At 61.6% G+C, this 24,589-nt stretch carries 27 protein-coding genes; 18 read left to right on the top strand and 9 right to left on the bottom strand.

Features of this window, described 5'->3' with window-relative positions:
- Positions 1-4: 4 nt before the first annotated feature.
- The 4 genes from BDE40_RS03870 (at position 5) to BDE40_RS03855 (ending at position 3,581) form a co-directional block, all read left to right on the top strand.
- Positions 5-433, top strand: coding sequence for a paraquat-inducible protein A (locus BDE40_RS03870; protein WP_134012991.1), 429 nt, complete (start codon positions 5-7; stop codon positions 431-433).
- Between the two features lie 48 nt (positions 434-481).
- Positions 482-1,855: a DNA repair protein RadA gene (gene radA, locus BDE40_RS03865; RefSeq protein ID WP_134012989.1), complete on the top strand. Its 1,374-nt coding sequence runs from the start codon at positions 482-484 to the stop codon at positions 1,853-1,855.
- A 13-nt stretch (positions 1,856-1,868) separates the two neighbouring features.
- Positions 1,869-2,441 carry a CvpA family protein gene (locus BDE40_RS03860; protein WP_073141018.1) on the top strand — a complete coding sequence of 191 codons (573 nt, stop codon included), beginning with the start codon at positions 1,869-1,871 and terminating at the stop codon, positions 2,439-2,441.
- An 87-nt stretch (positions 2,442-2,528) separates the two neighbouring features.
- Positions 2,529-3,581 (top strand): fatty acid desaturase, encoded by a 1,053-nt coding sequence (locus BDE40_RS03855; protein ID WP_134012987.1) that lies wholly within the window; start codon positions 2,529-2,531, stop codon positions 3,579-3,581.
- Between the two features lies 1 nt (position 3,582).
- Here the strand turns inward: BDE40_RS03855 and BDE40_RS03850 are convergent, their stop codons facing one another.
- Together BDE40_RS03850 and BDE40_RS03845 are read right to left on the bottom strand one after the other, a co-directional pair.
- Positions 3,583-4,284, bottom strand: a complete 702-nt coding sequence (locus tag BDE40_RS03850; protein WP_134012984.1) for an SGNH/GDSL hydrolase family protein — start codon at positions 4,282-4,284, stop codon at positions 3,583-3,585.
- Positions 4,277-4,813, bottom strand: a complete 537-nt coding sequence (locus BDE40_RS03845) for a pseudouridine synthase (protein WP_134012982.1) — start codon at positions 4,811-4,813, stop codon at positions 4,277-4,279. The genes BDE40_RS03850 and BDE40_RS03845 overlap by 8 nt, the downstream gene beginning before the upstream one ends.
- Before the next feature lie 118 nt (positions 4,814-4,931).
- On the opposite strand from BDE40_RS03845, the gene purF reads away from it, so the two are divergent.
- Entirely contained in the window at positions 4,932-6,422 is a 1,491-nt protein-coding gene (gene purF / locus BDE40_RS03840) for an amidophosphoribosyltransferase (protein WP_134012980.1), read from the top strand.
- 122 nt (positions 6,423-6,544) lie between these two features.
- On the top strand, positions 6,545-6,838 hold the full coding sequence (locus BDE40_RS03835; protein WP_134012978.1) for a hypothetical protein: 294 nt from the start codon (positions 6,545-6,547) through the stop codon (positions 6,836-6,838).
- A gap of 336 nt (positions 6,839-7,174) precedes the next feature.
- Here the strand turns inward: BDE40_RS03835 and BDE40_RS03830 are convergent, their stop codons facing one another.
- Positions 7,175-7,747 (bottom strand): biotin transporter BioY, encoded by a 573-nt coding sequence (locus tag BDE40_RS03830; RefSeq protein WP_134012976.1) that lies wholly within the window; start codon positions 7,745-7,747, stop codon positions 7,175-7,177.
- 106 nt (positions 7,748-7,853) lie between these two features.
- Between BDE40_RS03830 and BDE40_RS03825 the strand changes: the two genes are divergently transcribed.
- The 5 genes from BDE40_RS03825 to BDE40_RS03805 all read left to right on the top strand — a co-directional run bounded on the left by BDE40_RS03825 (position 7,854) and on the right by BDE40_RS03805 (position 10,672).
- Positions 7,854-8,516 carry an SDR family NAD(P)-dependent oxidoreductase gene (locus BDE40_RS03825; protein WP_134012974.1) on the top strand — a complete coding sequence of 221 codons (663 nt, stop codon included), beginning with the start codon at positions 7,854-7,856 and terminating at the stop codon, positions 8,514-8,516.
- Between the two features lie 41 nt (positions 8,517-8,557).
- Positions 8,558-9,376: a trypsin-like serine peptidase gene (locus BDE40_RS03820; protein ID WP_134012972.1), complete on the top strand. Its 819-nt coding sequence runs from the start codon at positions 8,558-8,560 to the stop codon at positions 9,374-9,376.
- Between the two features lie 16 nt (positions 9,377-9,392).
- Positions 9,393-9,809, top strand: a complete 417-nt coding sequence (locus tag BDE40_RS03815) for a hypothetical protein (protein WP_134012970.1) — start codon at positions 9,393-9,395, stop codon at positions 9,807-9,809.
- Between the two features lie 119 nt (positions 9,810-9,928).
- Positions 9,929-10,369 carry a hypothetical protein gene (locus BDE40_RS03810; RefSeq protein WP_134012968.1) on the top strand — a complete coding sequence of 147 codons (441 nt, stop codon included), beginning with the start codon at positions 9,929-9,931 and terminating at the stop codon, positions 10,367-10,369.
- A gap of 12 nt (positions 10,370-10,381) precedes the next feature.
- The gene (locus BDE40_RS03805; protein ID WP_134012966.1) at positions 10,382-10,672 is read left to right on the top strand and encodes a PAAR domain-containing protein; all 291 of its coding nucleotides are present in this window, start codon (positions 10,382-10,384) and stop codon (positions 10,670-10,672) included.
- Between the two features lie 77 nt (positions 10,673-10,749).
- On the opposite strand, the gene BDE40_RS03800 is transcribed toward BDE40_RS03805, so the two are convergent.
- Both BDE40_RS03800 and BDE40_RS03795 read right to left on the bottom strand, forming a co-directional pair.
- Positions 10,750-11,583 carry a class I SAM-dependent methyltransferase gene (locus tag BDE40_RS03800; protein ID WP_134012964.1) on the bottom strand — a complete coding sequence of 278 codons (834 nt, stop codon included), beginning with the start codon at positions 11,581-11,583 and terminating at the stop codon, positions 10,750-10,752.
- An 87-nt stretch (positions 11,584-11,670) separates the two neighbouring features.
- Positions 11,671-13,470 (bottom strand): ABCB family ABC transporter ATP-binding protein/permease, encoded by a 1,800-nt coding sequence (locus BDE40_RS03795; protein ID WP_425462391.1) that lies wholly within the window; start codon positions 13,468-13,470, stop codon positions 11,671-11,673.
- A 223-nt stretch (positions 13,471-13,693) separates the two neighbouring features.
- Between BDE40_RS03795 and BDE40_RS03790 the strand changes: the two genes are divergently transcribed.
- Positions 13,694-14,842 carry an HPP family protein gene (locus BDE40_RS03790; protein WP_134012959.1) on the top strand — a complete coding sequence of 383 codons (1,149 nt, stop codon included), beginning with the start codon at positions 13,694-13,696 and terminating at the stop codon, positions 14,840-14,842.
- A gap of 12 nt (positions 14,843-14,854) precedes the next feature.
- Here BDE40_RS03790 and BDE40_RS03785 read toward each other — a convergent pair whose 3' ends face one another.
- The gene (locus BDE40_RS03785) at positions 14,855-16,156 is read right to left on the bottom strand and encodes a LysM peptidoglycan-binding domain-containing protein (protein ID WP_134012957.1); all 1,302 of its coding nucleotides are present in this window, start codon (positions 16,154-16,156) and stop codon (positions 14,855-14,857) included.
- A gap of 102 nt (positions 16,157-16,258) precedes the next feature.
- Between BDE40_RS03785 and BDE40_RS03780 the strand changes: the two genes are divergently transcribed.
- The 6 genes from BDE40_RS03780 to BDE40_RS03755 all read left to right on the top strand — a co-directional run bounded on the left by BDE40_RS03780 (position 16,259) and on the right by BDE40_RS03755 (position 19,806).
- Complete coding sequence (locus BDE40_RS03780) at positions 16,259-16,813, top strand: LOG family protein (protein WP_134012955.1); 555 nt, start codon at positions 16,259-16,261, stop codon at positions 16,811-16,813.
- A gap of 129 nt (positions 16,814-16,942) precedes the next feature.
- Positions 16,943-17,401 (top strand): hypothetical protein, encoded by a 459-nt coding sequence (locus tag BDE40_RS03775; RefSeq protein ID WP_134012953.1) that lies wholly within the window; start codon positions 16,943-16,945, stop codon positions 17,399-17,401.
- 11 nt (positions 17,402-17,412) lie between these two features.
- The gene (locus BDE40_RS03770; protein WP_134012951.1) at positions 17,413-17,982 is read left to right on the top strand and encodes a hypothetical protein; all 570 of its coding nucleotides are present in this window, start codon (positions 17,413-17,415) and stop codon (positions 17,980-17,982) included.
- Positions 17,979-18,539 (top strand): SCO family protein, encoded by a 561-nt coding sequence (locus tag BDE40_RS03765; protein ID WP_134012949.1) that lies wholly within the window; start codon positions 17,979-17,981, stop codon positions 18,537-18,539. The genes BDE40_RS03770 and BDE40_RS03765 overlap by 4 nt, the downstream gene beginning before the upstream one ends.
- A complete protein-coding gene (locus tag BDE40_RS03760) occupies positions 18,539-19,003 on the top strand; it encodes a rhodanese-like domain-containing protein (protein ID WP_134012947.1) in 465 nt (154 codons plus the stop codon). The genes BDE40_RS03765 and BDE40_RS03760 overlap by 1 nt, the downstream gene beginning before the upstream one ends.
- Positions 18,970-19,806, top strand: coding sequence for a CE1 family esterase (locus BDE40_RS03755; RefSeq protein ID WP_246030351.1), 837 nt, complete (start codon positions 18,970-18,972; stop codon positions 19,804-19,806). The genes BDE40_RS03760 and BDE40_RS03755 overlap by 34 nt, the downstream gene beginning before the upstream one ends.
- Here BDE40_RS03755 and mdoH read toward each other — a convergent pair whose 3' ends face one another.
- Genes mdoH through BDE40_RS03740 form a run of 3 tightly spaced genes read right to left on the bottom strand, consistent with a single transcriptional unit; the run spans position 19,807 to position 24,559 of the window.
- The gene (gene mdoH / locus BDE40_RS03750) at positions 19,807-21,696 is read right to left on the bottom strand and encodes a glucans biosynthesis glucosyltransferase MdoH (RefSeq protein ID WP_246030350.1); all 1,890 of its coding nucleotides are present in this window, start codon (positions 21,694-21,696) and stop codon (positions 19,807-19,809) included.
- Complete coding sequence (locus BDE40_RS03745) at positions 21,693-23,252, bottom strand: OpgD/OpgG family glucan biosynthesis protein (RefSeq protein ID WP_134013759.1); 1,560 nt, start codon at positions 23,250-23,252, stop codon at positions 21,693-21,695. The genes mdoH and BDE40_RS03745 overlap by 4 nt, the downstream gene beginning before the upstream one ends.
- On the bottom strand, positions 23,249-24,559 hold the full coding sequence (locus BDE40_RS03740; RefSeq protein WP_134013758.1) for an OpgC family protein: 1,311 nt from the start codon (positions 24,557-24,559) through the stop codon (positions 23,249-23,251). The genes BDE40_RS03745 and BDE40_RS03740 overlap by 4 nt, the downstream gene beginning before the upstream one ends.
- Positions 24,560-24,589 lie beyond the last annotated feature (30 nt).

Here is a 24,589-nt window from a genome sequence, read left to right as displayed (position 1 = left end):
GCCCATGTTTTTGAAGATCGCAAACCTCTCGCTTCTGGTGCTGTTTCCCATCGCGTGGGCAGCCCCCTTGTTGAAAGCCGGGTTGCTGCCGTTCTTTTCCTTATCGGAAATCTCCGTTCTGACAGGCATCCAGACACTTTGGGGCAAGGACGTGTTTCTTGCGCTGGTGGTCACCTTCTTTGCGCTCGTAGCACCCTTCCTGAAAACCGTCGGGCTGGCACTGATCCAGTTCCGCCTCGCCTCCCCACGCCTGCTGCCTGCGATCACGGTGATGGGCAAGCTGGCGATGGCAGACATCTTCCTCATCGCGCTGTATATCGTGCTGGCCAAGGGTGTGGGCGTCGGACGGGTCGAGACCGGCTGGGGGCTATACCTGTTCACCGCCTGCGTCATCGCATCGCTCGCCATATCGTTCGCAAGCGCACGTAAGTGACGTATTATCGTCTTGCCTGCACCTAGCGCCTGAGCGAAAACACCCGTCATGGCAAAACAACCCACGCACAAATGCACCGAATGCGGCGCCGCCCATTTCAAATGGTCTGGCCAATGCGACGCCTGTCAGGCGTGGAACTCCATCATTGAGGAAGCCCCGCTAAGTACCGGTCCCGGCAAGAAATCCTTGGGCGCGATGCGTGGCAAGGCCTTGGCGCTGTCGGACCTGAACGCCAAGGACGATCCACCCTCGCGCACCGCCTCCGGCGTGGCCGAGATGGACCGCGTTTTGGGTGGTGGATTGGTCGAAGCCTCCGCCATTCTGGTGGGCGGTGATCCGGGCATCGGCAAATCCACGCTGCTCTTGCAGGTCGCAGCACGCTTCGCGCGCAACGGCATGCACGTGATATACGTGTCCGGAGAGGAATCCGCCGAGCAAATCCGTATGCGGGCCGCACGGTTGAAACTCTCGGAGAGCCCCGTGCGCTTGGCCGCCGAGACCAACCTGCGCGACATCCTCACCACCTTGGACAAAGAACGCCCCAAGCTGGTGATTATCGATTCCATCCAGACCATGTGGTCCGATCAGGTCGACAGCGCCCCCGGCTCCGTGTCTCAAGTTCGCGCCGCGTGTCATGAGTTGGTCACCTTCGCCAAACGCACCGGCACCGCGATTATCCTTGTGGGCCACGTCACCAAAGAAGGGGCGCTCGCAGGCCCGCGCGTGGTCGAGCACATGGTCGACACCGTACTCTATTTCGAAGGCGAGCGCGGCCACCAGTTCCGCGTGCTGCGCGCCGTGAAGAACCGCTTTGGCCCCGCCGACGAAATCGGCGTGTTCGAGATGACAGGCCGCGGCTTGGCCGAGGTCAGCAATCCCTCCGCCCTGTTCCTGTCGGATCGCGACAAGCCCGCCCCCGGCTCGGTGGTGTTCTCCGGCATCGAAGGCTCGCGCCCCGTGCTGACCGAGATCCAAGCGCTGGTGTCCCCTTCACCCAATCCGCAGGCGCGGCGCACTGTTGTCGGCCTCGATAGCCAGCGTCTCGCGACCATTCTGGCCGTGCTAGAATCACGCTGCGGGGTGCCGTTTGCGGGTCTCGATGTCTATTTGAACGTCGCGGGCGGCATGCGCGTGAACGAGCCCGCCGCCGATCTGGCTGTTGCCGCGGCGCTACTGTCCGCCCGCGAGGACATCTCTTTGCCCCCTGAATCAGTGGTTTTTGGTGAAATAAGTCTCTCAGGTGCGTTAAGGCAGGTCACACAAGCCGAAAACCGGTTGAAAGAGGCGTCCAAACTGGGCTTTACCTCCGCCATTGGCCCCGCGCAGAAAAAGCTGCCTCGGGTGGACGGCATGACACTGCGCACGATGCCGGACTTGGCAACATTCGTGCAGGAACTATTCGGCACCGATCCGGCGCCCTAGGAGAAGAGACGAGATGGAAGGTTTCACGATTATTGACGGCGTCGCCGCTGGGGTCATCGTTATCTCGGCGATCCTCGCCTATTCGCGCGGCTTGGTCCGCGAGGCGCTGTCTATTGTCGGCTGGATTGCCGCTGCGGTTGTGGCCTACATCTTCGCCCCGCAAGCCGTTCCACTTGCTAAAGAAATTCCGTATCTCAACACCCTGATCGAGGGCTGCGAGCCGGCCACGATCACCGCCTTCGCGCTGGTCTTCGCCGTGGCGCTGGTGGTGGTGTCGATCTTCACCCCGATCCTGTCGGGCGCGGTACAGCGTTCCGTACTGGGTGGCATCGACCAAGGTCTGGGCTTCCTGTTCGGCGTCGCGCGCGGCGCGTTGCTGGTCGTGGTGGCCTTCGTGATCTACGACCGCGTGGTGGCCGATCAAGCGATCCCGATGGTCGACGATTCGCGCACTGCCAAGGTGGTGGCACAAATGTCGGGTTCTGTAGATGAGGTCATCCCCACAGACGCACCGGGCTGGATTGTCGGAACCTATGAAGATCTGATCAGCCACTGCACCGAAACCACTGGGCAATCTGACGCATAAGCTGCATTTCAGCGTAATAAACTTGCGTTAACCCCCCAGTGCTATATCGCTGTTCGGAACCGCCCACAGAGAGACGGACGTAGCAGTATGTTCCAAGACCCAGTCGCGCCAGAAGCGCTCACCTTGCCCGCGGGCGCCCCTGCCAAGATTTGGATTCGCCATCTGGCGAAGTATCGTGACCCTAATCCGGCACGTTCTGGGTTCGAGTTGGCTGTGACGCTTTTGCCGTTCATCGGGATATGGGCCGCTGCTTGGGCGATGCTGTCGGTCAGCTACTGGCTCGCCGTCGCACTGGCTTTGGTCAACGGACTGTTTCTGGTCCGCATCTTCTGCATCCAGCATGATTGTGGCCACGGCTCATTCTTCTCGAATTCCACCCTCAGCGATTGGGTCGGGCGCGCCTTGGGCGTGCTGACCATCACGCCCTATGACGTCTGGCGCCGGAGCCACGCGATCCATCATGGGGCCGCCGGCAATCTGGACGCGCGCGGCTTTGGTGATATCGACACTCTTACGGTCGAAGAATACAAGGCCCGCAGCGCTTATGGCCGCTTCAAATACCGCCTCTACCGCAATCCCGTCACCCTGTTCTTCATCGGCCCCGCCTATGTGTTCTTCCTGGAGCAGCGTCTGCCGATCGGCTATATGAAAGCGGGCGCGAAATACTGGCTGTCCGCCATGGGCACCAATGTAGGCATCGCGGTGGCCCTTGGCCTGATCGTCTGGTTTGGCGGCATTATGCCGCTGCTGCTGGTGTTCATCCCGTCCACCATGATGGCGGCCGTTCTGGGCGTCTGGTTGTTCTACGTTCAGCACCAGTTCGAAGAAACGCATTGGGATCACAAAGAAGACTGGCAGGTTCACGAGGCGGCCCTCCACGGCTCCTCGCACTATGTCTTGCCGCCGGTTCTGGCATGGTTCTCTGCCAATATCGGCATCCACCATGTTCACCACCTTTATTCCCGCATCCCGTTCTACCGCTTGCCGGAAGTGCTGAGAGACCACCAGCAACTGGCTGACGCCAACCGCATGTCGATCCGCGAAAGCATCAAAACGGTCGGCTTGCAGCTTTGGGACGAACAAAGCCGCCGCCTGCGGTCCTTCCGCGATGTGCACAAAAACCTGCTAGGCTCGAAGTAAGCTACAGCAGCGGGCGAAGCTGCTTTAGGATCGCGTCAGCCCACATCTCGTAAACTTCTGCGCCTGGGTGAAACCCATCCTCCGCCATCTGGTCGGGGGCAAGGCTTTCCGCCGCCTTCACATGGTGGCATCCGTCCATCCCGTCCAGCATCGCGATCAACGCACGATCCCAACGCCTCCCCTGCTCGGCCAGGACCCACCTGAGCGGATCAGGCAAAAGCGGAAACGACCCTATTGGCGGCACGCCGGACACGAACACATGCGCGCACCCGAAATCCGTGCGCAGCCGCTCGCACAGTTCGCGCTGTTGTCCCAGCCAACGCCGTAACGTCGCGCCCTTGGTGATGTCATTCACCCCAAGCGCCACCACGGCCATGTCGAACGGCCCCGTTTCCTCGGCGGTAAGACGTGCCAGCGTCGCTCCCGTGGTCGCCCCGCTCACCGCGTTGAGCCGCCATGCGACACGGAGGGTCTGTGACAGCGACTGCACCAAGCGCCCCATAATGGCCTCGCGCTGATGCGCGACCCCCACCCCAGCAGCGGAACTGTCCCCGAGGACGAGCAGCCGCAGCAAAGGCCCCTCCCCGTCGATGCCTTCTCGCGGGCCGTCAGGCTCCGGCAATTGTCGGGCTGACTTTCGGGCGCGCCAGCCTTGCGCGGCCAGCAGTGGCAACAACGCCAGTTTTACGGCGGCGTCACGCATCGCGCCAAGTCCCGGGCGCGATACCCGTCAGAGACCACTCGCCCACAGCGACACGGATCAGGCGCAAACAGGGATGCCCCACGGCGGCACACATCCGGCGCACCTGACGGTTGCGGCCTTCGGTGATGGACAGCTCAAGCCAGCTGTCCGGCACAGTCTTGCGCACCCGCACCGGCGGATCACGCGGCCACAGCCAGTCCGGCTCCGCCACCGCAGCAACCTTCGCGGGTCGCGTGCGCCCGTCTTTCAGATCGACTCCGCCACGCAATTGCGCAAGTGCCGCGGCGACAGGTTTCCCTTCCACCTGCACCAGATAGGTCTTGGCCGCCTTGTATTTCGGATGCGCGATACGCGCTTGCAGCTGACCGTCATCGGTCAGGATCAACAACCCCTCGCTGTCGCGATCCAGACGTCCGGCGGCGTAAACCTTTGGCACGTCAATGTAATCCGACAACGTGGCGCGGGCCTGTCCGTCGGTGAACTGCGACAACACCCCGTGTGGTTTATTGAACAAAATGGTGCGTGACATGACCTTTTCATGCCATGCGCGACTTCTGCTCGCAACGGGGCAAAGCGCCCGTGACTTCCCGACGCAAACCCCTTATCCAGTGTCATACTCATGTCACGCGGATTCGGAGCTGCCCCTAATGACGCATGCGGACCTTGACCAAAGTCCCGAGCCTTGGCTCACCAACCCGTTTGACGACGACAAACTCAAAGAAGAATGTGGTGTGTTTGGCGTTATCGGCACTGCCGAGGCGGCCAACTTTGTGGCCCTCGGCCTGCACGCCCTGCAACATCGCGGCCAAGAGGCGGGCGGCATCGTGTCCTACGACGCCGATGCCGGTTTCCAGCAGGCACGCCGCTTCGGCTATGTCCGAGACAACTTTACATCCCACAAGGTGATGGAAACCTTGCCGGGCGAGCTGGCCATCGGCCATGTCCGCTACTCCACCGCTGGCAACAAGGGCCAGACCGCCATTCGCGACGTGCAGCCCTTCTTCGGGGACTTCTCGCTGGGCGGTGCCGCGATTGCACATAACGGCAACATCACCAATGCCGAAGCCTTGCGCAAAGAATTGGTCGAGCGCGGCTCGATCTTTCAAAGCTCCTCGGATTCCGAATGCATCATCCACCTGATGGCCCGCTCCATGGGCCGCACCATCCCTGACCGCATGGAAGAAGCCTTGCGCAAGGTCGAAGGCGCGTTTTCCGTGGTGGCGATGACCCGCACTAAGCTGATCGGCGTGCGCGACCCGCTGGGTGTGCGCCCGCTGGTCTTGGGCAAAATCGGTGACGGCTACGCGCTATCCTCCGAGACCTGCGCGCTGGACATTATCGGCGCGGAGTTCGTGCGCGAGATCGAACCGGGCGAAATGGTGGTTATCACCAACAAGGGTATCGAAAGCCATCACCCGTTCCGCCCCGCCAAATCACGTTTCTGCATCTTCGAGCATGTCTATTTTTCCCGTCCGGATTCGATTCTTGGCGGGCGGTCTGTCTACGAGACCCGCGAAAACATCGGGCGCGAGCTGGCCAAGGAAAGCCCAGTCGAGGCCGACATGGTCTGCCCCGTGCCTGATTCCGGCACGCCAGCGGCTATCGGCTACAGCATCCAGAGCGGCATCCCCTACGCCATGGGCATCATCCGCAACCAGTATATGGGCCGCACCTTTATCGAGCCGACCGAGCAGATCCGCAACATGGGTGTGCGCCTGAAGCTCAACGTCAACCGCGCGCTGATCAAGGGCAAGCGGGTGATTCTGGTGGACGATTCCGTGGTGCGCGGGACAACGTCGCGCAAGATCAAGGAAATGATCCTCGATGCCGGTGCCGCCGAGGTCCACTTCCGCATCGCCTCGCCCCCCACCGCGTGGCCGTGCTTCTACGGCGTGGACACCCCGCAGCGCGAAAAGCTGTTGGCCGCGACCATGTCCGAGGACGAAATGCGCGAACATCTGGGCGTCGACAGCCTCAAGTTCATCTCGCTGGACGGCCTCTACCGCGCTGTTGGCGAGGCTCAAGGCCGTAACCCCAAGTCGCCGCAATATTGCGACGCGTGCTTCTCTGGCGAGTATCCGGTTGCACCGTCTGACCAGATCACCAACGGCTTCGAGTTGAAGACCGCCGCGGAATAAGTCTCGGCGAATTGCTGCACTGCGGCGAAATCCCGCCGATGCGGCTACAGTCCGCTTTCCATTAGACGCCACGCCCCTTATCTGCCGAGCGCTAGACGCGTTCAGCGACAAGGATAGAGACCGTGACCGAAACGACCGAAACCCCAATCGAGGCCCTGAAAGCCGCGACGGAAGAGAACACGCTGCCGATGGCGCAGCTGGCCCTTCTGGGGACAGTAGAAACCCCGGGCGAGACCCGTGCACTGCTCCGGCATGGGAACAAGCAGGTCGAAATCGTGCGGGCCGGCGATGTGGTCGGCGGTCGCAAAATCGTAGCAATAGAAACCGGTGCGGTGATTTTTGATCGCAACGGGACCGCCCAAAGGCTCGAAATCCCCGAACGCGGCGCGCAAGACCAGCGGCCTGACGCGGCTTAAGTTGTGCCCTGCGCACGCAGGTCTAACGCCACCTTAACGCCCCCAGCTTAAACCCCACCTCGGATCCAAAACGTCGCGTGGTCTTAAAAACCCGCGTGGCACCTGAAACATTCGTGACCGCGGTATCGGCATTCCAACCGATACCATCGCGCCTCACCGGTGAACCATAACGGGCTTACATCCCCGTGAAGATGCGTCTCTGTCATGGGGCGTCGCGCAGCCACAGATCTTGTTTCAAGGCGGCCGCCTCTTTTACCACCCGCGAGACAACGAAAAACGCCGCCCCCGGTTTCACGGGAGCGGCGCCAAATTCGTAGAGTGGGTTCATCCCGCCATTTACTTGGCGAAGAATTTCATCCCGCCAGCAACAGCGAATGCGGCCAGCACGGCTTTCACCGCATCGCCCAACAGGAACGGTGTCGCGAACGCGCCTAGAACCTTGTCGAAGCTCAAGCCAGCCCAGCCAGCCTCAACACCTGTGGCTTGTGCCACGCCCAGCGGCCATGCGAGGCCCGGCAGGTAGATCAGCGCGGCGGCGACAAGTGCGGCCACCAGCATCGCCACCATGCCGCGACCCGCGGCCAGACCGGCCACATAGGCCATTGCGACAAAGCCCAGCAGGAAGCCTGCGGTCGGACCCATCATGTAAGGCAGGCCTGCGCCCATATTGGCGAAAACCGGCAAGCCAGCGGCCCCTTCGGCCAGATAGGCCAGCACGGTGACCGCACCAAGGCGCGCGCCGAAGGACAGGCCGACGATCAGGATCGCCAGCGTTTGCAGGGTCATCGGCACGGGGAAGAACGGCACGCTTATTTGCGCGGCCAGTGCGATGAAGAGCGATCCGCCCAACACCAGCAGTGTTTTCTTGGTGAATGTGTCTGCCCCGAATGCAGCTTGGGTCAAAGTCATGGCTGTTCCTCCAGCGTTATACGTTACGATCTTTTTCGGCAGCGCAGCATGGAATGTCAAGTAAATGGGCTTGATCTAGGCCCCTGCCAGTGAGAAAGACGCCGCTATGACAGAACAATCTCAGAAAATCGCCCTCGTGACAGGCGCATCCCGTGGCCTTGGGGCCGCAATGGCTGAAGGCTTGGGCGCGCGCGGATATCATGTAATCGCCCTCGCCCGCACCGTGGGTGGCCTCGAAGAGTTGGACGACCGCATCACCGCCAAGGGCGGCAGCGCCACGCTGGTGCCCATCGACATCAACGATGACGACGCCATGGCGCAGATCTGCCACTCCATTCACGAACGGTGGGGGCATGTGGACCTGCTGGTCCACGCCGCGATCCACGCAGCGCCCCTCGCTCCGATGGAGCATGTGGACGCCAAGGATCTCGACAAAACGCTGGCCACAAATATCCGCGCCACGGCACGGCTGATCCTGAACACCACGCCGCTGCTGAAAGCCTCCAAGGCGGGCCAAGCGGTGCTTTTCGACGACCCGGAGCAAGGCGACAAGTTCCACGGCGCCTATGGCCTGAGCAAAGCCGCACAAATGCGCATGGCCAGCAGCTGGCGCGACGAGACTGCCAAGACCGGCATCACCGTCCATATGCTGACCCCTGCCCCGATGCCAACCGCGACACGCGGGCGGTTCTATCCGGGCGAGGATCGCTCCAAGCTGACCGATTGCCATGCCGAGGCCGCGCGGCTGCTGGATCAATTGCCGCTCTGAGGCCCTAATCCTGCCAGATTGGGCGCGTAACTCTCGCGCCTATGAAACGTATATTGCTGTCCTTGTTGATGGTCTGCGCCTCGGCGCAGCCGCAAATTCTGGCCAAAGAGGCCACGCCGCATCAGGCTTTGGACACCCCGTCCGAAGTGTTGCCATGGCAGGCCGTTGGCCGTCTTGATCTAGGCCGCTCCGGCTTTTGCACAGGGGCGCTGATCTCTCAGAAGCTGGTTCTCACGGCGGCGCATTGCGTTTATAACAAGCGCACCGGCAAGCTGCGGGACGCAGGGGACATCGTGTTTCGCGCGGGTTACCGCCATGGCCGCTCTGCCGCCAGCCGTGTAGGCAAACGCTTCGTGGTCCATCCTGAATATGATTATGGCGGTGGCACCAACAGCTATTCCGAGATTGCCACGGATGTCGCGGTGATCGAGTTGGAGCACCCCATTAACAGCGCCGCGATCCAGCCGTTTCGCACCCACCGCCAACCATCCGCCAATGACCGCGTGATGGTGGTGTCCTATGCGCGGGGCCGCTCCGAGATTCCGGCACTGGAAGATGGCTGCAAAATGACCCACGCGGCGGCAGATGTGCTTCATTACACCTGCGATATCGATTTCGGCTCCTCCGGCGCGCCGGTCTTCGTGATGACCGATCAGGGACCGCAAATCGCGTCGGTGATGTCTTCAGGCGGCAGACGCGGTAGCCGCGATGTATCGCTTGGCGTTGCCATGGGACCGTCGGTCGACAGGATGGTGCGTCAACTTCAAACCTCGAATGCGAAGTCGAAATTTGTGAAGGTCGGCGGGGCGAAGCGGACCACAGGGGTGATCACATCGAGATTGCCGCAGATTACGAATTGATCTACTTATTTCGGCGATGACAGCACCAATTTTCAAAGTTCTTTCCGGCCCGCTACCAACCCAAAAAGGGCTATCGAATGCTATTACCGCTGGTCTAGCTCCTGCCCTTTCAGCCGGAAGTAAAGCCGCGGATTTGTTTCCTCACGACGAAGAAGGGCTTTTGCAAATTCTGCACTTTAGAAATCAAATCGCAAAGAATGCCAGCCGCCGGGCGCGGTGGTTTGGCGGCAGGCTCTTTAACCGTTTTTCCGGAGAAGACGGGACCTACATTCCCTTGTCGGGAACGCACCTACGGCAAACACTGGATGTCGCTGGCATTGATAGCCCGTCATTTGTAGTTGCCTCGGGACAATATTTGCTAAGGTTGGACATTTCCGAAAGGGCCGCAGCAGCCCTCAAACAGAGCCGCAACTTGCCAGCACCTTCGGTGTGAAGACCTAACACTCGCCGAATTCGCCCGCTTGCATCCAGTTTTCCACCCGCGCACTGCACCATTTCTCTTTATACTTCGCCGGTTTTCTGCTCTGATAGGTGTATTGTAGGAGACGTATTATGACCGATTTGAGTACCAAAACCCCGCTCGACATCAGCTATGACCAATCCGAAGGACGCCTTGTCATTACGACACCCGGCGGGCTGGTCGTGCATATCGAGGACCCGAGGGAGGTCAAAACCCCCTCCAAAACACCCGATCTGGTGATCACCCCGGACGAGGACAGCCTGCGCATTAACGCCCGCCAGTCCTTGTCGGTGAACTCCATGGGCCACTTGAACCTGTCCGGCCAGGACGGCGTGACCATCAACAGCGGCGGCGATGTCACGCTGGTGGCAGACAAGAACGTCACCACCGCGGCGGGCGAGACCCTGACGCTGAACGCGGCGGACATCAAAGCGGACGCCACCAAGACCTTCACCGGAGCCAGCGGCGAGGAATCGACCCTGATCTCTGACGGCGAGACCATCGTGCGCGGCGCGATGATCCGCATCAACTAAGGAGGCAAAGATATGCCTCCCGCAGCCCGTCTTGGCGACAACCACGTCTGCCCCATGGTCGACCCCGGCCCGAAACCGCATGTCGGCGGTCCCATTTCAGGCCCCTGCGCCCCGAATGTGCTGATTGGCGGCGCACCAGCCGCAACGGTCGGTGATATGTGCGTCTGCGTCGGACCGCCCGACACGATCACGCAAGGCTCCAGCAAGGTGATGATCAACAACAAACCCGCCGCCCGCATGGGCGACGGCACCGCGCATGGCGGCAAGATCGTCGTGGGCTTTCCGACGGTAATGATCGACTGACATTCAGCGACGGAGCAGATCCTCCTCTGAGAATCTGGCGATAGCGTTTCAATTAAACTCTGCTGTTCCGGCAGCGGCTATACCGCGACCGCGCCAGTCACCACGGCAGGGATCGGCACGGTCCAGTCCGGACCGTCTCCGTGATTTGCCAGCACCCGCGCGATGACCGCCGCCCTGATAGCCGCCGCATTCTCGGGCGGTTGCGGACGCAGCAGTGCCCCGCCTCTCGCGGTGCCTTCACGGAAAAAATCATAGGGAGCGCCGGGGTCGTTCACCTGCCATTCCGAGGCCACGACGGATTGGCCGCACTCCGCAAATCCGGCGTCTATCAACACCGGAAAAGCAAGTTCCGGATCGGCATAGTCATTGGCACCGGGCCCGGGCGGCAAGGCAATGTCTGGCGCGCCATGCAGGGCAATGGCGTCGAACACATAGCCGAGCGCAGTATCCACTTCCGGCCCGCACCAGACCGAGAACGCAAGCCGCCCACCGGCCCGCAAAACGCGGCGCGCTTCGGCCACAACTTTCGGGGGATCGGGCACATGCGGCATTCCGAAACCGATTGTAACGGCATCAAAAGACGCGTCGTCAAAATCCAGCGCCATCGCGTCACCTTCGACGAACCGGGCTTCGGGTACAGCCGCGCGCGCCATGGCCAGCATGGCGCGCGAGAAATCCAGACCCGTCGCGTCGGCCCCTGCCCGCACCAGTCCCGCTGTCACATTACCGTGCCCGCAACACAGGTCGAGGGTCTTCATGCCGAACCCTGCGCCTACTTTGTCCACCAGATGAGGCACCACCATATCCGCCGCTTTTGCGAACGCGCGCGCATAGGATTGTGCGACACTTGCATCCGCCCATTCCCGCTTTTCCAAAGCGGCGAAGGTATCAGGCTCTTGAGCGTCCGGCATAGCTTCCCTCCGTCCTGCAACAATTGACTGCCGCGAGCCGCGCAATGTCAAGTCAAGAGGGAGGCATATACGTCGCGCGCAACCTTCCTACGCCGCTTCCGCGTCCTCCGCCTGCTGGCGGTGCCACAGCGACGCATAGCGCCCGTCGCGGGTCAGCAGGTCGTCGTGGGTGCCTTGCTCCACCACCACGCCGTTCTCCAGCACCACGATCATATCAGCGTCCGCAATCGTCGACAGACGGTGCGCGATGGTCAGCGTCGTGCGGCCCTGCGCCATCTCTTGCAGCGACTTCTGGATGTCGGCCTCGGTTTCGGTATCGAGCGCCGATGTCGCCTCATCCAGCAGCAGGATCGGCGGGTTCTTCAGCAAGGTGCGCGCGATGCCCACCCGCTGCTTTTCCCCGCCCGACAACTTCAACCCGCGCTCGCCCACGGTGGTGTCGTAGCCGTCGGGCAGCTCCATAATGAAATCATGGATTTTTGCCGCCTTCGCCGCGCCCTCGATCTCGGCCCGCGTCGCATCGGCCTTACCGTATGCAATGTTGTAAAGGATCGTATCGTTGAACAGCACCGTGTCCTGTGGCACCACACCGATGGCGTCATGCAGGCTTTCCTGCGTCACGTCGCGCACGTCCTGCCCGTCAATCGACAGGCTGCCGCCATTGACGTCATAGAACCGGAACAACAATCGCCCGATGGTGGATTTGCCGGAGCCTGATGGGCCAACAATGGCCACCGTCTGCCCCGCCTGCACCTCCAGCGACACGCCTTTGAGGATCGGTCGCTCCGCGTCATAGCCGAAATGCACATCGTCCAGCCGCACGGCCCCGTCGGTCACCTGCAACGGCTTGGCGTCGGGCTTGTCGTTCACCTCGGCGGGTTGTTCCAGCAGGTTGAACATCTCGGCCATGTCGACCAGTGCCTGCCGAATCTCGCGGTAGACCGTGCCAAGGAAATTTAGCGGCATGGTGATCTGGATCATATAGGCGTTGACCATGACGAAGTCGCCGACGGTCAATGTTCCGTCCTGCACACCCATCGCCGCCAGCACCATCACGATGACCAAGCCCGCGGTGATCAACACCGCCTGTCCGAAGTTCAAGAATGCCAGCGAATAGGAGGTTTTCAGCGCCGCTGCCACATAGCCTTCCATCGCCCCGTCATAGCGCGCAGCTTCGCGCTTCTCGGCACCAAAATACTTGACGGTTTCGAAATTCAGCAGGCTGTCGATCGCCTTCTGGTTGGCGTCGGTGTCCTGATCGTTCATCTCCTTGCGGATCTTCACCCGCCATTCGGTGACCGCAAAGGTAAACCATGTGTAAAGTGCAATCGTGCCAACAACGACGACCAAGTACCAGATATTAAACACAAATGCCAAGATCACGGCAATCATCAGCAATTCCAGGATCAACGGCCCGATGGAAAACAGCAAGAAGCGCAGCAGAAATTCGACACCCTTCACCCCGCGCTCCACGATGCGGCTGAGGCCGCCCGTTTTGCGGGTGATGTGGTAGCGCATCGACAGACGGTGAATATGGGTAAACGTCTCCAGCGCCAGCATGCGCAGCGCCCGTTGCCCCACCAGCGCGAAAACGACGTCGCGCAATTGCTGGAAGCCGATATTCATCACGCGAGCCATGCCGTAGGCCACGGTAAGACCGACCGCGCCCAAGGCCAGCATCCAGCCCGCATCGCTGGCATCGCCCGACAATGCGTCAACTGCGCCCTTGTAGAGCACCGGCGTACCCACCGCGACCAGCTTGGAGATAATCAGAAAGGTCAGCGCGAACACGACGCGCCGCTTCACCCAAGGCTGGTCGTCCGGCCACAGATAAGGCACAACCTTGCGCACCACATGGAACCCGTCCTTGCGTAAATCCTGCTGCATGCGGGCGTCTGAAACTTCGGTGACCATAGGGAACGGGCTTTCTTGAATGTAGGCCGCTTAACTTAGGGCCAGCCCGCCCGAAGGACCAGTGGCGCGGGTCGAGAAAAGTGGAATTGCTTTCCCAATGCCTGCCCAAACACACATTGCGTGGGTTTCTTTACCCCCTTCACCACCGTAGACACGTCACACATTTCAAACGGCATGGCGAAGCTTCATGACCCTTATGTCCAAATTTCTGCGGTCAATCGGCCCCATTATTCCGGCTGCGTCACCGGTCGAGGCGTTGCGCGCAGGGTTTGGCGCCCTGGTCGGAATGGCCGTCGCCGGACTGTTCGTCCTGTCTCCCGCGGTCGACCTTGAGTTGGGCTTGTATCTTATCGCACCCTTCGGTGCGAGCTCTGTGCTGCTTTTCGCGGTGCCAAACAGCCCTTTGGCGCAACCTTGGTCGGCGGTTGTCGGCAACACTATAGCAGCCGTCATCGGCGTCGCGGTTTGCTTGACCGTTCCGGATGCCGCCCTGAGGGTTGCCCTCGCCGTCGCCCTTACCATCAGCGCCATGGTCCTGTGTCGTGCGGTTCATCCGCCCGCTGGTGCCGTTGCGATGACCGCCGCTCTGAACCCCGACATTGTGTCCGACCTCGGCTTTCGTTTTGCCCTTGCACCTGTCGCGGTCGGGACGTTGCTTCTGGTCGCGATAGCCGCGATCTATGCGAAACTCACCGGTCGCCACTACCCGCTCCGGCAGTTTGATGACGAGAATATTCACGGCACCAGCGACCCTTCTCCGGTGGAGCGATTGGGCTTGTCCGAGGAAGAGCTGACCAACATCCTCGACAAATATCGGCAATCTCTCAACCTTGGTGTCGAAGACCTCGCACGGTTGATCGGCGCGGCTGAAATGCAGGCCGCGACCCACCATACTGGTCCGCTTGTCGCCTCTGACATCATGTCACGCGACCTCGTCACCATTGGCCCTGATACGGTCGCATCACATATTGCAGACCTGTTTCGGCAGCATAAATTCACCGCGCTTCCCGTGGTCAGTAAAGACAACATGTTCTTGGGCATCATCTTCCAGATTCATCTGATTGCGAGCCGGATAGAAACGGCTCCGCATGTCGACCAAAGGTCGCGCACCACGATATCCGAGCGGCTTGACGCGAGCAGGGACGAACCTGCTCAGGCACATGAAATCATGGATACTAAAGGGCCGACCGCAATTCCCCAGACACCGATCTCGGCGCTGTTGTTTTTGATGTCCGAGGGGGATGTCGATGCGGTTCCAATTCTCGAAAAGGGCCGTATCACTGGCATCGTGACCCGCACTGACATGATCGCCGCACTTGCGCGCACGGCCTTACACAACGGGTAAAAAAATGCCGCCCTACCCCTCCGGCAGCGCGAACACCTGTCCGGGGTAGATCAGATCGGGGTCGCGGATCAGGTCGCGGTTGGCCTCGTAGACCCGCACATATTGCTCGCCGGACCCGAACCGGTCTCGTGCGATGGCCCATAGGGTGAACCCCGGCTGCACCGTCACCGCCGTGGCCGTTTGCGGGGCGGAGGTGGCAATCTCGGGGGCCTCGCGCTGGAACGGGGTCTCGACGCGGCTGGTTACGGTGCCGCCCGCGTCCACCTCGTCAACCCGCAAGCGATACACCCCTGCATCCACATCCGGCAACGGCGCTTCCCACGCGCCGTTCTCGGCGATGCGCGTGGTCTTCACGGCCTTATCGTTCAGGTAAACCCGAACATACCCTTGCGACGTCCCGCGCCCCGTCAAAGCCACCTCGCCCTCGGCGTCATAGGTGATCGTGTCGATCACCACATTGGCCGTCACAGGTGCGTCAGCCACAGCCTTCGGGGCTTGGGGTTGCGGGGCCGGTTGGAGCAAGGTCACGCCGGCATTATCCGCCAGCACCACCGCAGGGGCATCCGATGCGGTCGCATCTTCCGCTGCCTCTGCAGTGTCATTCACCACCGCCGGAGCTCGCGCAACTTCAGTTGCATCAGAGGCAGGCTGCGTTTCCGCCCCACCTTCAACCACCGCCTCCCCGTCCTCCGGCTTGGCGCTGGCGGTGTGAACAGGCGAAATCAGCAGCGTCCCTTCAGAGGCGATCTGCGTGCCATCAGCAAGCTCGGTGAGCATCGACAAGGTGCGCGGCGAATCTGCTGCCGGAAAATCAAGCAACACGCCGAACTTGCCCGCCGCATCCGCTTCGCCTCGCGCAATTTCCACCCCATCGAGCAGGAAAACCACCTCGCTACCGGGCTCTGCCGCGCCCGCAATGACACCGCCACCATCAGGCGCGACTTGCACCACGTCAAATGTCGGTGCTGCGGGTGCCGGGGGTTGCTCCCCCTCCGGCTCCGCTTCGGCGGCCACCTCTGCTTCAACCTGCGTAGTCGGGGTTTGCTCTTCCTGCGTATCCGCGACCGCCTGTTGGGTCTCCGGTGCGGCCCCATCGCTCGGTGTCACCGGCAGATCAGGCTCCCCCTTCACCATGTCCACCACGTCCGACGCCGCTTGCTCCGCTGTGTCCGGCACCGCTTGCACATTAGCCTCAGGCATCGCGACATCGCGGTTTTGCGTCACCAGATAGGTGCCACCGATAATGGCAATCACAACCGCGACTCCGGCCGCCGCCGCAGGTCCGCTCATCCCCAATCTGGACCAGATGGCCATACGTGTCTTCCTTCTCCGTCGGCCCTCCAAGAAAGGCGTTGTGACAGCGTAGCAGCCCCCATAGAACAAGGCAAAGCCACTTATCCGTCCGGAGACCGCCCCATGTCCCAGCAAAAATCCGTCTGTGTCTATTGCGGCTCCCGCTTTGGTGCCAATCCCGACTTCAAGCAGGCCGCCCTTGATCTGGGGCAGGCTCTGGCGGCCAATCAATGGCGGCTGGTTTACGGCGCGGGCGATGTCGGGCTGATGGGGGCCGTGGCGCAATCTACACAAGCGGCGGGCGGCGAGACCTTCGGCGTGATCCCCAGCCACCTGTTCAAGCGCGAGGTCGGCAAGCGCGACCTCAACACATTCATCGTCACCGAAACCATGCACGAGCGCAAAAAGGTCATGTATATGAACTCCGACGCCATCGTGGTGTTGCCCGGTGGTGCCGGCTCGCTCGATGAATTCTTCGAGGTGCTGACATGGCGCCAGCTGGGCCTGCACAGCAAACCGATCTTTCTGCTCAACACCAAAGGCTTCTGGTCGCCGCTGGTCGCCCTCACTGATCATATCGTGGCGCAAGGCTTCGCGGATGCGTCGCTGCTCGATTTCATCACCGTCACCGACACGGTCCCCGACCTGACGCGCCAATTAACTAATGTGCTGCGCTAACCCCATCATTGCTTCAAAAATACCTAAACCCCCGACAGCAGCCCCGATCGCAGCGGTCTGACCAAGACGTGATCCCCCTTCATCCTCCCTTCTTGCTACGCTGGTCAAAAGAATCACCGGAGGACACCCATGAAGCTCACACGACATCTTGCAGCCCCGCTATGTGCTCTGGCCCTGACTGCCCCCGCCAGTGCGACCGAGGGCGAGCGTATCCAGATCACCGGTGAGATCATCGACACGTGGTGCTATTTCTCCGGCGTCATGGGCGGGCCTGACGCGGTCGTCGGCTCGGCCCATCACACCTGTGCGCTGTGGTGCTCGGCGGGGGGCATTCCCGTTGGTCTCTTGGGCGAGGACGGCGAGGTCTATATGGTCCTGAAGATCGAGGGCGACGACCAGAACGCCTCCGGCGACACCAATCTGAACCTCGCCAGCCACGAGATTACCGCCGATGGCATGCTCTACAAGCGCGACGGGCTGAATTATCTGGTGGTCGAAAAGGTCGTGACCGATCACGGCATTACCAACCTGAACCATGAAGATTACGGCGTTGTGCCGGGCTTCGCCATTCCAGACCCCAAGAAGTGAGGGCCGTATTCATGAAACGCATCATCGCATCGGCCCTGATCGCCGCCAGCCCCGCCGCCGCGGCTGATTTCTCCGAAGGCTCCACCGCCAAAAGCTGGAATCTCTATGCCGAGGCCCCAGCCTTCTTCGAGGCCAAGGTGGTCGACATTACCTGCGAGGTCACCGGTGACTGCCCGGACAATTGCGGCGACGGCAACCGCCAGCTGGGCCTTTTGCGCGCCGCGGATGGCGTGCTGGTTTTCCCCAACAAGAACGCGCAAAGCGGCTTTCAGGGGGCCACCGTGGACCTGCTGCCGTTTTGCGGCAAGTCGGTCGAGGTGGACGGGCTGCTGATCGAGGACGAAGACATCAAAGGGGCAAGCAACATCTATCAGGTCCAAACCATCCGCGAGGCTGGAACCGAGGACTGGACCAAAGCCAACACCTGGAGCAAGGTCTGGGCCGCCAAATACCCCGAGGCCAAAGGCAAAGGCCCGTGGTTCCGCCGCGACCCGCGCGTCAATGCGCATCTGGCCGAGACCGGACATTTCGGGCTGGGCCTCGAGAAAGACGCCGAACTGATCAAGGAGCTGTTCGAGTGATCAAGCCCGTCTTTGCCCTGTTGGCGCTGTGTTCTCCGGCGCTGGCGGATCAATCCCCCTTGCCCTTCAATCTGGGCGGGGCGTTCGAACTGGTTGACCAGACAGGGACCGCACGCACGCAGGCTGACCCGCAGGGACATCCGCAATTGCTGTTCTTCGGCTATGCCAATTGCCGCGAAATCTGCTCTGCCGCGCTACCGATGATGGCGCAGGTGGCGGATGCAGTGGCTGAACAGGGGATCACCGTGACACCTGTCATGATCACCGTCGATCCGGCCCGCGACACAGTCGACACCCTCGGCCCCGCGCTGGCGCAGCATCATGCGGATTTTGTCGGGCTGACCGGCACGGCGATGCAATTGCAAGTGGCCTATGACGCCTACCAGATCGAAACCGAGGAGGTTTTCAGCGACCCCGAATACGGCCCCGTCTATGCCCATGGCAGCTTTCTCTATTTGCTGGACGCGCAGGGCAAGTTGCTGACCCTTGTCCCCCCCGTCATCACACCGGAGGCGGCGGCAGGGATCGTTGCGAAATATACCCAAGGCCAAAGCTGATGGCCGATCTGTCGAGGCGTGCGCTGCTGACCGGCGGAGCAATCGTTCTGGCGGGTGGCATGATCTATGCCGCGGGCGGGCGCAACCTGTTTTACTCTGCGATCACCGAGGCGTCGGAGGCTGTGCATATCGACCCACCCACCGCACATCAGCAGGCCGTGGCGGGTGATATCCTGTTGGTCGACATTCGCCGCCCCGATGAATGGGCACGCACGGGCTCCGGCGAAGGTGCCACCCGGCTCGACATGCGGCGTGAGGATTTCGTGGACGCATTGTTAACACTGACGGGCGGAGAGACCGCCCTGCCCGTCGCCCTGATCTGCGCGCGCGGTGTGCGCTCGGCGCGGCTTAGCAACCAGTTGGCAGCGGCGGGGTTCAGTAACATCATCGACGTGCCGGAAGGCATGCAAGGATCGCGGGCCGGACCGGGATGGCTGAAGCGCGGGCTTCCGGTGATCCGATGAAATGGCTCGCTGCATTGGCCTTTCTGGCCACCCCCGCCCTTGCCTGCGGCGACGCGGAACAGCCCTGCGAGCTGCCGCTTGGCAGCTATCATATCGAGGCACCTGAAGACGCGGATGGTTCGGTCCCCGCCGTAGTGTTTCTGCACGGCGCAGGTGGTAAAGGCACCGGTATCCTGCGGATGGGTGGCCCAATCCTGAAGCGCGGTTATGCGGTAATCGGCCCCAACGGATTGAAGCGCCCGAACTCGCGTTTCGGCTCCGGCTGGTCCTTCCATCCCGACCGGGTGCAACAACGCGACGAGCTGGCTTTTGTCCGTGCCGTCATCGACGACGCCGTCGCCAATCATGGTGTCGACCGCGACCGTATCTTGCTGGCGGGGTTCTCTATTGGCGGGTCGATGACCTCCTATCTGGCCTGCGACGCGCCTGATCTGGCCCACGCCTACGCCCCTGTGGCGGGCAGCTTCTGGCGGCCCCATCCGGCGATGGATGCGTGCAAAGGCCCTGTTAAACTGCTCCACACCCATGGCTGGCGCGACACCACCGTGCCGCTGGAAGGCCGTCCTTTGGGTGGCGGGCGCATCTATCAAGGCGATGTGTTCCAAGCGATGCAAATCTGGCGGGAAACCAACGGCTGCAAGAACATGCGCGCTGACACGTTCGACACCTCCGGCGAGTTCTGGCGGCGCAGCTGGGACACCTGTGACGCAGGTGCGCTGGAGTTTGCCCTGCACCAAGGCGCGCATGGCATCCCCAAAGGCTGGGCGGTTATGGCGTTGGACTGGTTCGAAGCGCTGGAGTAGCTATTCGGCGGCGACCTGGTCGGCATTCTCCAAAACCACCCGAATGCGGGAGCGCTCGCGCTTGGCGCTTTGGATGATCGCGGGGGCGTTGAACACCTCCGCCGTGCCAAGCTGGCGGGACGTCCATTTGAACCGCGTCAGCTTCGCGCCGCTCAGCATCGACAACGGCACCGCAAGGGCCAGAGACCCCGCGATGGGCAGCAGCCACAGCGTGATGATCCCCTCGGCCATACCTGCGACCAGCAAGGCCCCCGCGACTGTTTCCAGCGCGTGGAATTTCAGCACGGTCGTAAAGCCGTAGCGCCCGCCTTGGCGGGCTTGCGGGGACCATGTTTCCTTGAAACCGATCCATGTGCGGGCGACGGCAATGGTTTGCTGCACCATCAAAATGGGCGCGTAGAGCACCGAGACGATGATCTCGGTCACGAAGGACAGCACGAACTGCCCCGCCCCGCCAAGATCACGCAGCGACGGGCCGGAGCGCAGCAGCGCGGCCGCCCCAAGGAACTTCGGCGCAAGCAACATGCCATACATGAACACCAGAATGGCAAGGTTGCTGACATGGCCCATTTCGGGCCACGCCACCTGCGGGTTTTCGCCGGTGAAATAGCGGATGACGTTGGCTTCCTCGCCCTTGCCGATCAGCGCCCAGACGGTCAGCAACGCGAACCATGCGGGCGACAGCAGGTAGCCCATCGCACCATGGAACAGGTGGAAGCGGGTGACCGGATGAAAACCCTTGGAGCCAAGGATGTTGAGGTGTTGCAGGTTGCCCTGACACCAGCGGCGGTCGCGCAGCACGTAGTCGATCAGCGTCGCGGGGACTTCTTCATAGCTGCCTTTGACCTGCGGCATGAAGCGCACACCCCAGCCCGCGCGGCGCAGCAGACCCGCCTCGACAAAGTCGTGGCTGAGGATCAACGCGCCCTTGGAGCGGAACGTGTCCAGCCGTGGCAGCCCCGCACAAGATGCGAAGGCGGCGGTGCGGATGATGGCGTTATGGCCCCAGTAGTTGCCCTCGTGATCCGCCCAACGGGCCAGCCCCTCGGCAAGGGCCGCGCCGTAAATGGTGCTGGAGAACTGTTGCACACGTCCGAACAGCGTTTCCGCCCCGAACAGTTGCGGAAAGCTCTGGATCAGGCCGGCAGAGGGATCGTGCGCCATCTCGTCGGTCAGGGTGATAATCGCTTGACCAGACATCAGGCTGTCAGCGTCCAGCACCAGCATGGCGTCATAGCCACCGCCCCACCGCTGCACCCAATCGGCCAGATTGCCGACCTTGCGGTCGATATTGTCAACGCGGCGACGGTAGTGCAGCGCGATGTGGTCCGGCAGATTGGCGCGCAACATGGCGAAAGCGCGCAGTTCTTGCTCGGCGATGACCTCGTCGCGGGTGTCAGACAGGATAAAAAGGGTGTAGCTGTGCGGATGCTGCGTGCGGTCCAGCTCTTCGAGCATGGCGCAAGCGTTGCCGAACACGTCCCAAGGCACCTCGTTATAGACCGGCACCAACAGCGCGACGTCCTGCGCGGGCGCGGGCTTGTCCAACGCCGCGCGGCGGGGGCGCATCATGTTGACCAGCCCGACTGTGACAGTGGACACCGACAGGGAAATCCAGAAAAACGTGCAGGCGATCAGCGCGATCAGCAAGCCTTCGAACACCGACAAGCCGCCCATGGCGAACCAGTCGGTGAAGGCGGCAATCAACCCGCCTGTGGTGATGATCGCGGGCAGGAATGTCGCCAGCCGCCAAAGCCGCGTGGACGGGTCGGTCGGCAGCGCAGGTGCTGCCCCGTCGCGATAGTCCGAGGACAGGTCTTGCACCGGAAATGCCAAAGGCTGTTCCGGCGGCATCATCGGCATGCGGGTTATCGGGCCATGCGCGGTCATGCGGTCCACCTGTAGAGCCACACTTCGGTCAGTGATTTTCCGTCTTTCACCAGCTGCAACCTAAGTTCCGCCGAGGCCACGTCACCCGGCTCGAACTTGAACGCGAGACGTACGCCGCCGGTTCCCGCGTTACGCTGCAAGATGCCATCGCTAACGGTGCCGCGATTGGCACTTATAAACCGCGTGATGTCTTCGAGGTCCGCCTCCTTGGTGCCGAACGCCTCGTGATCCGCGAAGTCGACGGCCATGATGATATAGGGCTTTTCCTTGTCGTAGCCCTTGCCGATACGGGTGTTCAACACGCGCGAAACCGGCCGTGTGTCTTCGGGCTCTCCGCCCCATGCCATCTGGTAGGCGAAGCTGTAGCCCTGCCCAGCGGCCATCGGATCACGGGGCCGCCAATAGGCGACAATGTTGTCGTAAATTTCCTTGTCGGAGGGGATTTCCACCAAGGTCACCGCCCCCTGCCCCCAATCGCCTTGCGGCGTGATCCAGAGTGATGGGCGGTTGTGGTAAAGCGCCTCCAGATCGGCAAAATCCTCGGAGTGGCGGGCGCGTTGCATCAAACCGAAGCCGCGTGGATTGGTGTCTACGAAACTGGAGACCTGCAAGTTGGACGGGTTGGCCAGCGGACGCCAGAGCATCTCGCCCGCGCCATTCCAGACCAGCAATCCCTCGCTATCATGGACGGCCTCGCGGAAATCATCGAAGCGGGCGCGGTTGGTCTGGTCGAACAGGAACATCGAGGTGAGCGGGGCAAGGCCCACATGGGTCAACTCCGTGCGCGGGAAGAGCGTCGCCTCCACCGTCACATGCGCAGGTTGACCCGGTGTGATGCGGAAGCTGTAGGCGCCTGTTGTGGACGGGCCGTCGAGCAAGGCGTGGACGGTGATTGTGGTGGCGTCACTTGACGGGGCCTCAACCCAGAAACGGGTGAATTCGGGGAACTCCTCGCCCTCCGCCTCGCCAGTGTTCAGTGCCAGACCGCGGGCGGACAGGCCATAGGTTTGGCCGGTGCCGATGGCGCGGAAATAGCTTGCACCCTGGAACACCATGAATTCTTCGAAGCGGCCCGGTTTGGTCAACTCGTGGCGCAGGCGCAGGCCGGAATAGCCCAGCGTGCTGTCCATCGGGTCTTCGGCCATGGCGGCGTCGACCAGCTCTTTGGGGAACTGCTCGTAGCGTTTGAACAGCGACAGATCGAAGCCCAGCTTGCGGGCAGTGTCGCCCTCGACGATGTTGATCTCGATCGGGCGTGGAAAGTAGAGACCGGGGTGAAAGAAATCCATCTGGAAGGCGCGATCGGTGTCGGACCAGAGCGCTTTCTTGGTGTTGAACACCAGCGCCTTGTACTGGTCATAGGTCAGGTTTTTCCACGCGTCCGGCACCTCGGGCATGGGCGCGAAGTCTTCACCCGCGAGGCGCTGCGCCTCGGCCTTCAGCCAGTCGAGCGAGAACGGGACCGCCTTGCCTTTGAACATCGGCAGTGCGCTTGCGGGGGCAGCCATAGTGGCGGCCCCAAGCATGGTCAGGAAAGAGCGGCGCGACAGGCTCATGCGGCAGCCCCTTTCGCGGGTTTCCATGGTGTGCCTTTGATCCAAGCCACGAAGTAAGCCACGGCAATCAAGGCGGCGACGCCGACGAGGTTGACCAAGACAACCGTGCCTGTTTCACGGCCTACCTGATCCATCGTGAAGCCCGCGATGCGCGCGAACACCATGGAAAAGACAAACACAGCAAGGCTTTGCTGGCCGATCTTCATGATGATCTTGACGAATTTGCCCCAAGCGTCAGACAGCGCGGAGCCGCCCGTTGCAATCAAACGGTGACCGCCCACGCCCGCGACGACCCAAGCGAGGTAAGCCAGCGACAGGAATTGCACATAGCGCAGAATGGCGAAGGACGACTTGTCGATCAGCGGTTTGTTGGCAACGCGCCAGTCGATCACCGGATTGCCCTCGAACGCGCCGAACCATTCCTGATTGACCGCGCGCACCCCGATATTGGACAAGGGAATGTTGGCCACGACGATCACAGCAGCAAGTGCGATCAGCCATGTCTTGACCGGCGGGGCGGGAATCCAGCCGCGCATGAAGGCGAAACCGGTGAAAAAGCACAGTTGCCAACCGAACGGATTGAAGAACCAGTGACGGTCCGACCAAGGCTCTGCCGGCAGACTCAGCCAGAGATGACTGGCCCCGAGCCATTCCAGCACCCCTTCTTGCGCGAAAAGCCAGACGGTCACGACCACGGCGGCGGTCAACCACAGGTTAACGCGGCTCAGCGCCATGACGACGGGCATCATCACAAGGATCGCCATATACATAGGCAGAATGTCGAAATAATTCGGCACGTAGGTCAAGGAGAACAGCCCGACCAGATTGTCGGCGGTGGTGGTGACGATCCCTGTGGTGCTGCCGGTGCGGCCCTCGAAAATCGGCACGAGGTTCAGCGAGTTGATGTATTCCTTGCCGAACACCCCGAAGCTGTCCCACCACGCCACCATCATGGCGATGGTGAAGAACATGCAGATATGCGCCCAGTAGACCTGCCATACACGGTAGCCGACGCGGGCGGTGCCAAGCACCCATCCGGCGCGGTCAAACGTGCGCCCGAAGGCGATGGCCGATGCCATCCCCGAGCAGAAAACGAAGATTTCCGTCGCGTCGGAGAAGCCCCAACGGGCCGGAATCCAGCTGGTAAAGAAATTTCCCGGCGTGTGGGCGAACAGGATGATGATCATCGCAATACCACGATAAAAATCGAGCCGTGGATCACGCGTGGTGACGCCAGAAGTACCCGACGCCGTCGCGCTGGCCGCATATGCGCCCGCGGCTGGAGAAAGAGAGGAACTGGAGGCCATGGTCATGATATTGCGTTTCTTTTCGCCGAT

Source organism: Litoreibacter halocynthiae, assembly GCF_004365635.1.
GTDB classification, from domain to species: Bacteria; Pseudomonadota; Alphaproteobacteria; order Rhodobacterales; family Rhodobacteraceae; genus Litoreibacter; species Litoreibacter halocynthiae.
This window is presented reverse-complemented; position numbering and strand designations above follow the sequence as displayed.

Bases quoted from the DNA above. Each gene is read 5' to 3' on its own strand.
- BDE40_RS03870 (WP_134012991.1), top strand. From the start codon at position 5: ATGTTTTTGAAGATCGCAAACCTCTCGCTTCTGGTGCTGTTTCCCATC.
- radA (WP_134012989.1), top strand. From the start codon at position 482: ATGGCAAAACAACCCACGCACAAATGCACCGAATGCGGCGCCGCCCAT.
- BDE40_RS03860 (WP_073141018.1), top strand. From the start codon at position 1,869: ATGGAAGGTTTCACGATTATTGACGGCGTCGCCGCTGGGGTCATCGTT.
- BDE40_RS03855 (WP_134012987.1), top strand. From the start codon at position 2,529: ATGTTCCAAGACCCAGTCGCGCCAGAAGCGCTCACCTTGCCCGCGGGC.
- BDE40_RS03850 (WP_134012984.1), bottom strand. From the start codon at position 4,284: ATGCGTGACGCCGCCGTAAAACTGGCGTTGTTGCCACTGCTGGCCGCG.
- BDE40_RS03845 (WP_134012982.1), bottom strand. From the start codon at position 4,813: ATGTCACGCACCATTTTGTTCAATAAACCACACGGGGTGTTGTCGCAG.
- purF (WP_134012980.1), top strand. From the start codon at position 4,932: ATGACGCATGCGGACCTTGACCAAAGTCCCGAGCCTTGGCTCACCAAC.
- BDE40_RS03830 (WP_134012976.1), bottom strand. From the start codon at position 7,747: ATGACTTTGACCCAAGCTGCATTCGGGGCAGACACATTCACCAAGAAA.
- BDE40_RS03825 (WP_134012974.1), top strand. From the start codon at position 7,854: ATGACAGAACAATCTCAGAAAATCGCCCTCGTGACAGGCGCATCCCGT.
- BDE40_RS03820 (WP_134012972.1), top strand. From the start codon at position 8,558: ATGAAACGTATATTGCTGTCCTTGTTGATGGTCTGCGCCTCGGCGCAG.
- BDE40_RS03815 (WP_134012970.1), top strand. From the start codon at position 9,393: ATGACAGCACCAATTTTCAAAGTTCTTTCCGGCCCGCTACCAACCCAA.
- BDE40_RS03810 (WP_134012968.1), top strand. From the start codon at position 9,929: ATGACCGATTTGAGTACCAAAACCCCGCTCGACATCAGCTATGACCAA.
- BDE40_RS03805 (WP_134012966.1), top strand. From the start codon at position 10,382: ATGCCTCCCGCAGCCCGTCTTGGCGACAACCACGTCTGCCCCATGGTC.
- BDE40_RS03800 (WP_134012964.1), bottom strand. From the start codon at position 11,583: ATGCCGGACGCTCAAGAGCCTGATACCTTCGCCGCTTTGGAAAAGCGG.
- BDE40_RS03795 (WP_425462391.1), bottom strand. From the start codon at position 13,470: ATGCAGCAGGATTTACGCAAGGACGGGTTCCATGTGGTGCGCAAGGTT.
- BDE40_RS03790 (WP_134012959.1), top strand. From the start codon at position 13,694: ATGTCCAAATTTCTGCGGTCAATCGGCCCCATTATTCCGGCTGCGTCA.
- BDE40_RS03785 (WP_134012957.1), bottom strand. From the start codon at position 16,156: ATGGCCATCTGGTCCAGATTGGGGATGAGCGGACCTGCGGCGGCGGCC.
- BDE40_RS03780 (WP_134012955.1), top strand. From the start codon at position 16,259: ATGTCCCAGCAAAAATCCGTCTGTGTCTATTGCGGCTCCCGCTTTGGT.
- BDE40_RS03775 (WP_134012953.1), top strand. From the start codon at position 16,943: ATGAAGCTCACACGACATCTTGCAGCCCCGCTATGTGCTCTGGCCCTG.
- BDE40_RS03770 (WP_134012951.1), top strand. From the start codon at position 17,413: ATGAAACGCATCATCGCATCGGCCCTGATCGCCGCCAGCCCCGCCGCC.
- BDE40_RS03760 (WP_134012947.1), top strand. From the start codon at position 18,539: ATGGCCGATCTGTCGAGGCGTGCGCTGCTGACCGGCGGAGCAATCGTT.
- BDE40_RS03755 (WP_246030351.1), top strand. From the start codon at position 18,970: ATGGCTGAAGCGCGGGCTTCCGGTGATCCGATGAAATGGCTCGCTGCA.
- mdoH (WP_246030350.1), bottom strand. From the start codon at position 21,696: ATGACCGCGCATGGCCCGATAACCCGCATGCCGATGATGCCGCCGGAA.
- BDE40_RS03745 (WP_134013759.1), bottom strand. From the start codon at position 23,252: ATGAGCCTGTCGCGCCGCTCTTTCCTGACCATGCTTGGGGCCGCCACT.
- BDE40_RS03740 (WP_134013758.1), bottom strand. From the start codon at position 24,559: ATGGCCTCCAGTTCCTCTCTTTCTCCAGCCGCGGGCGCATATGCGGCC.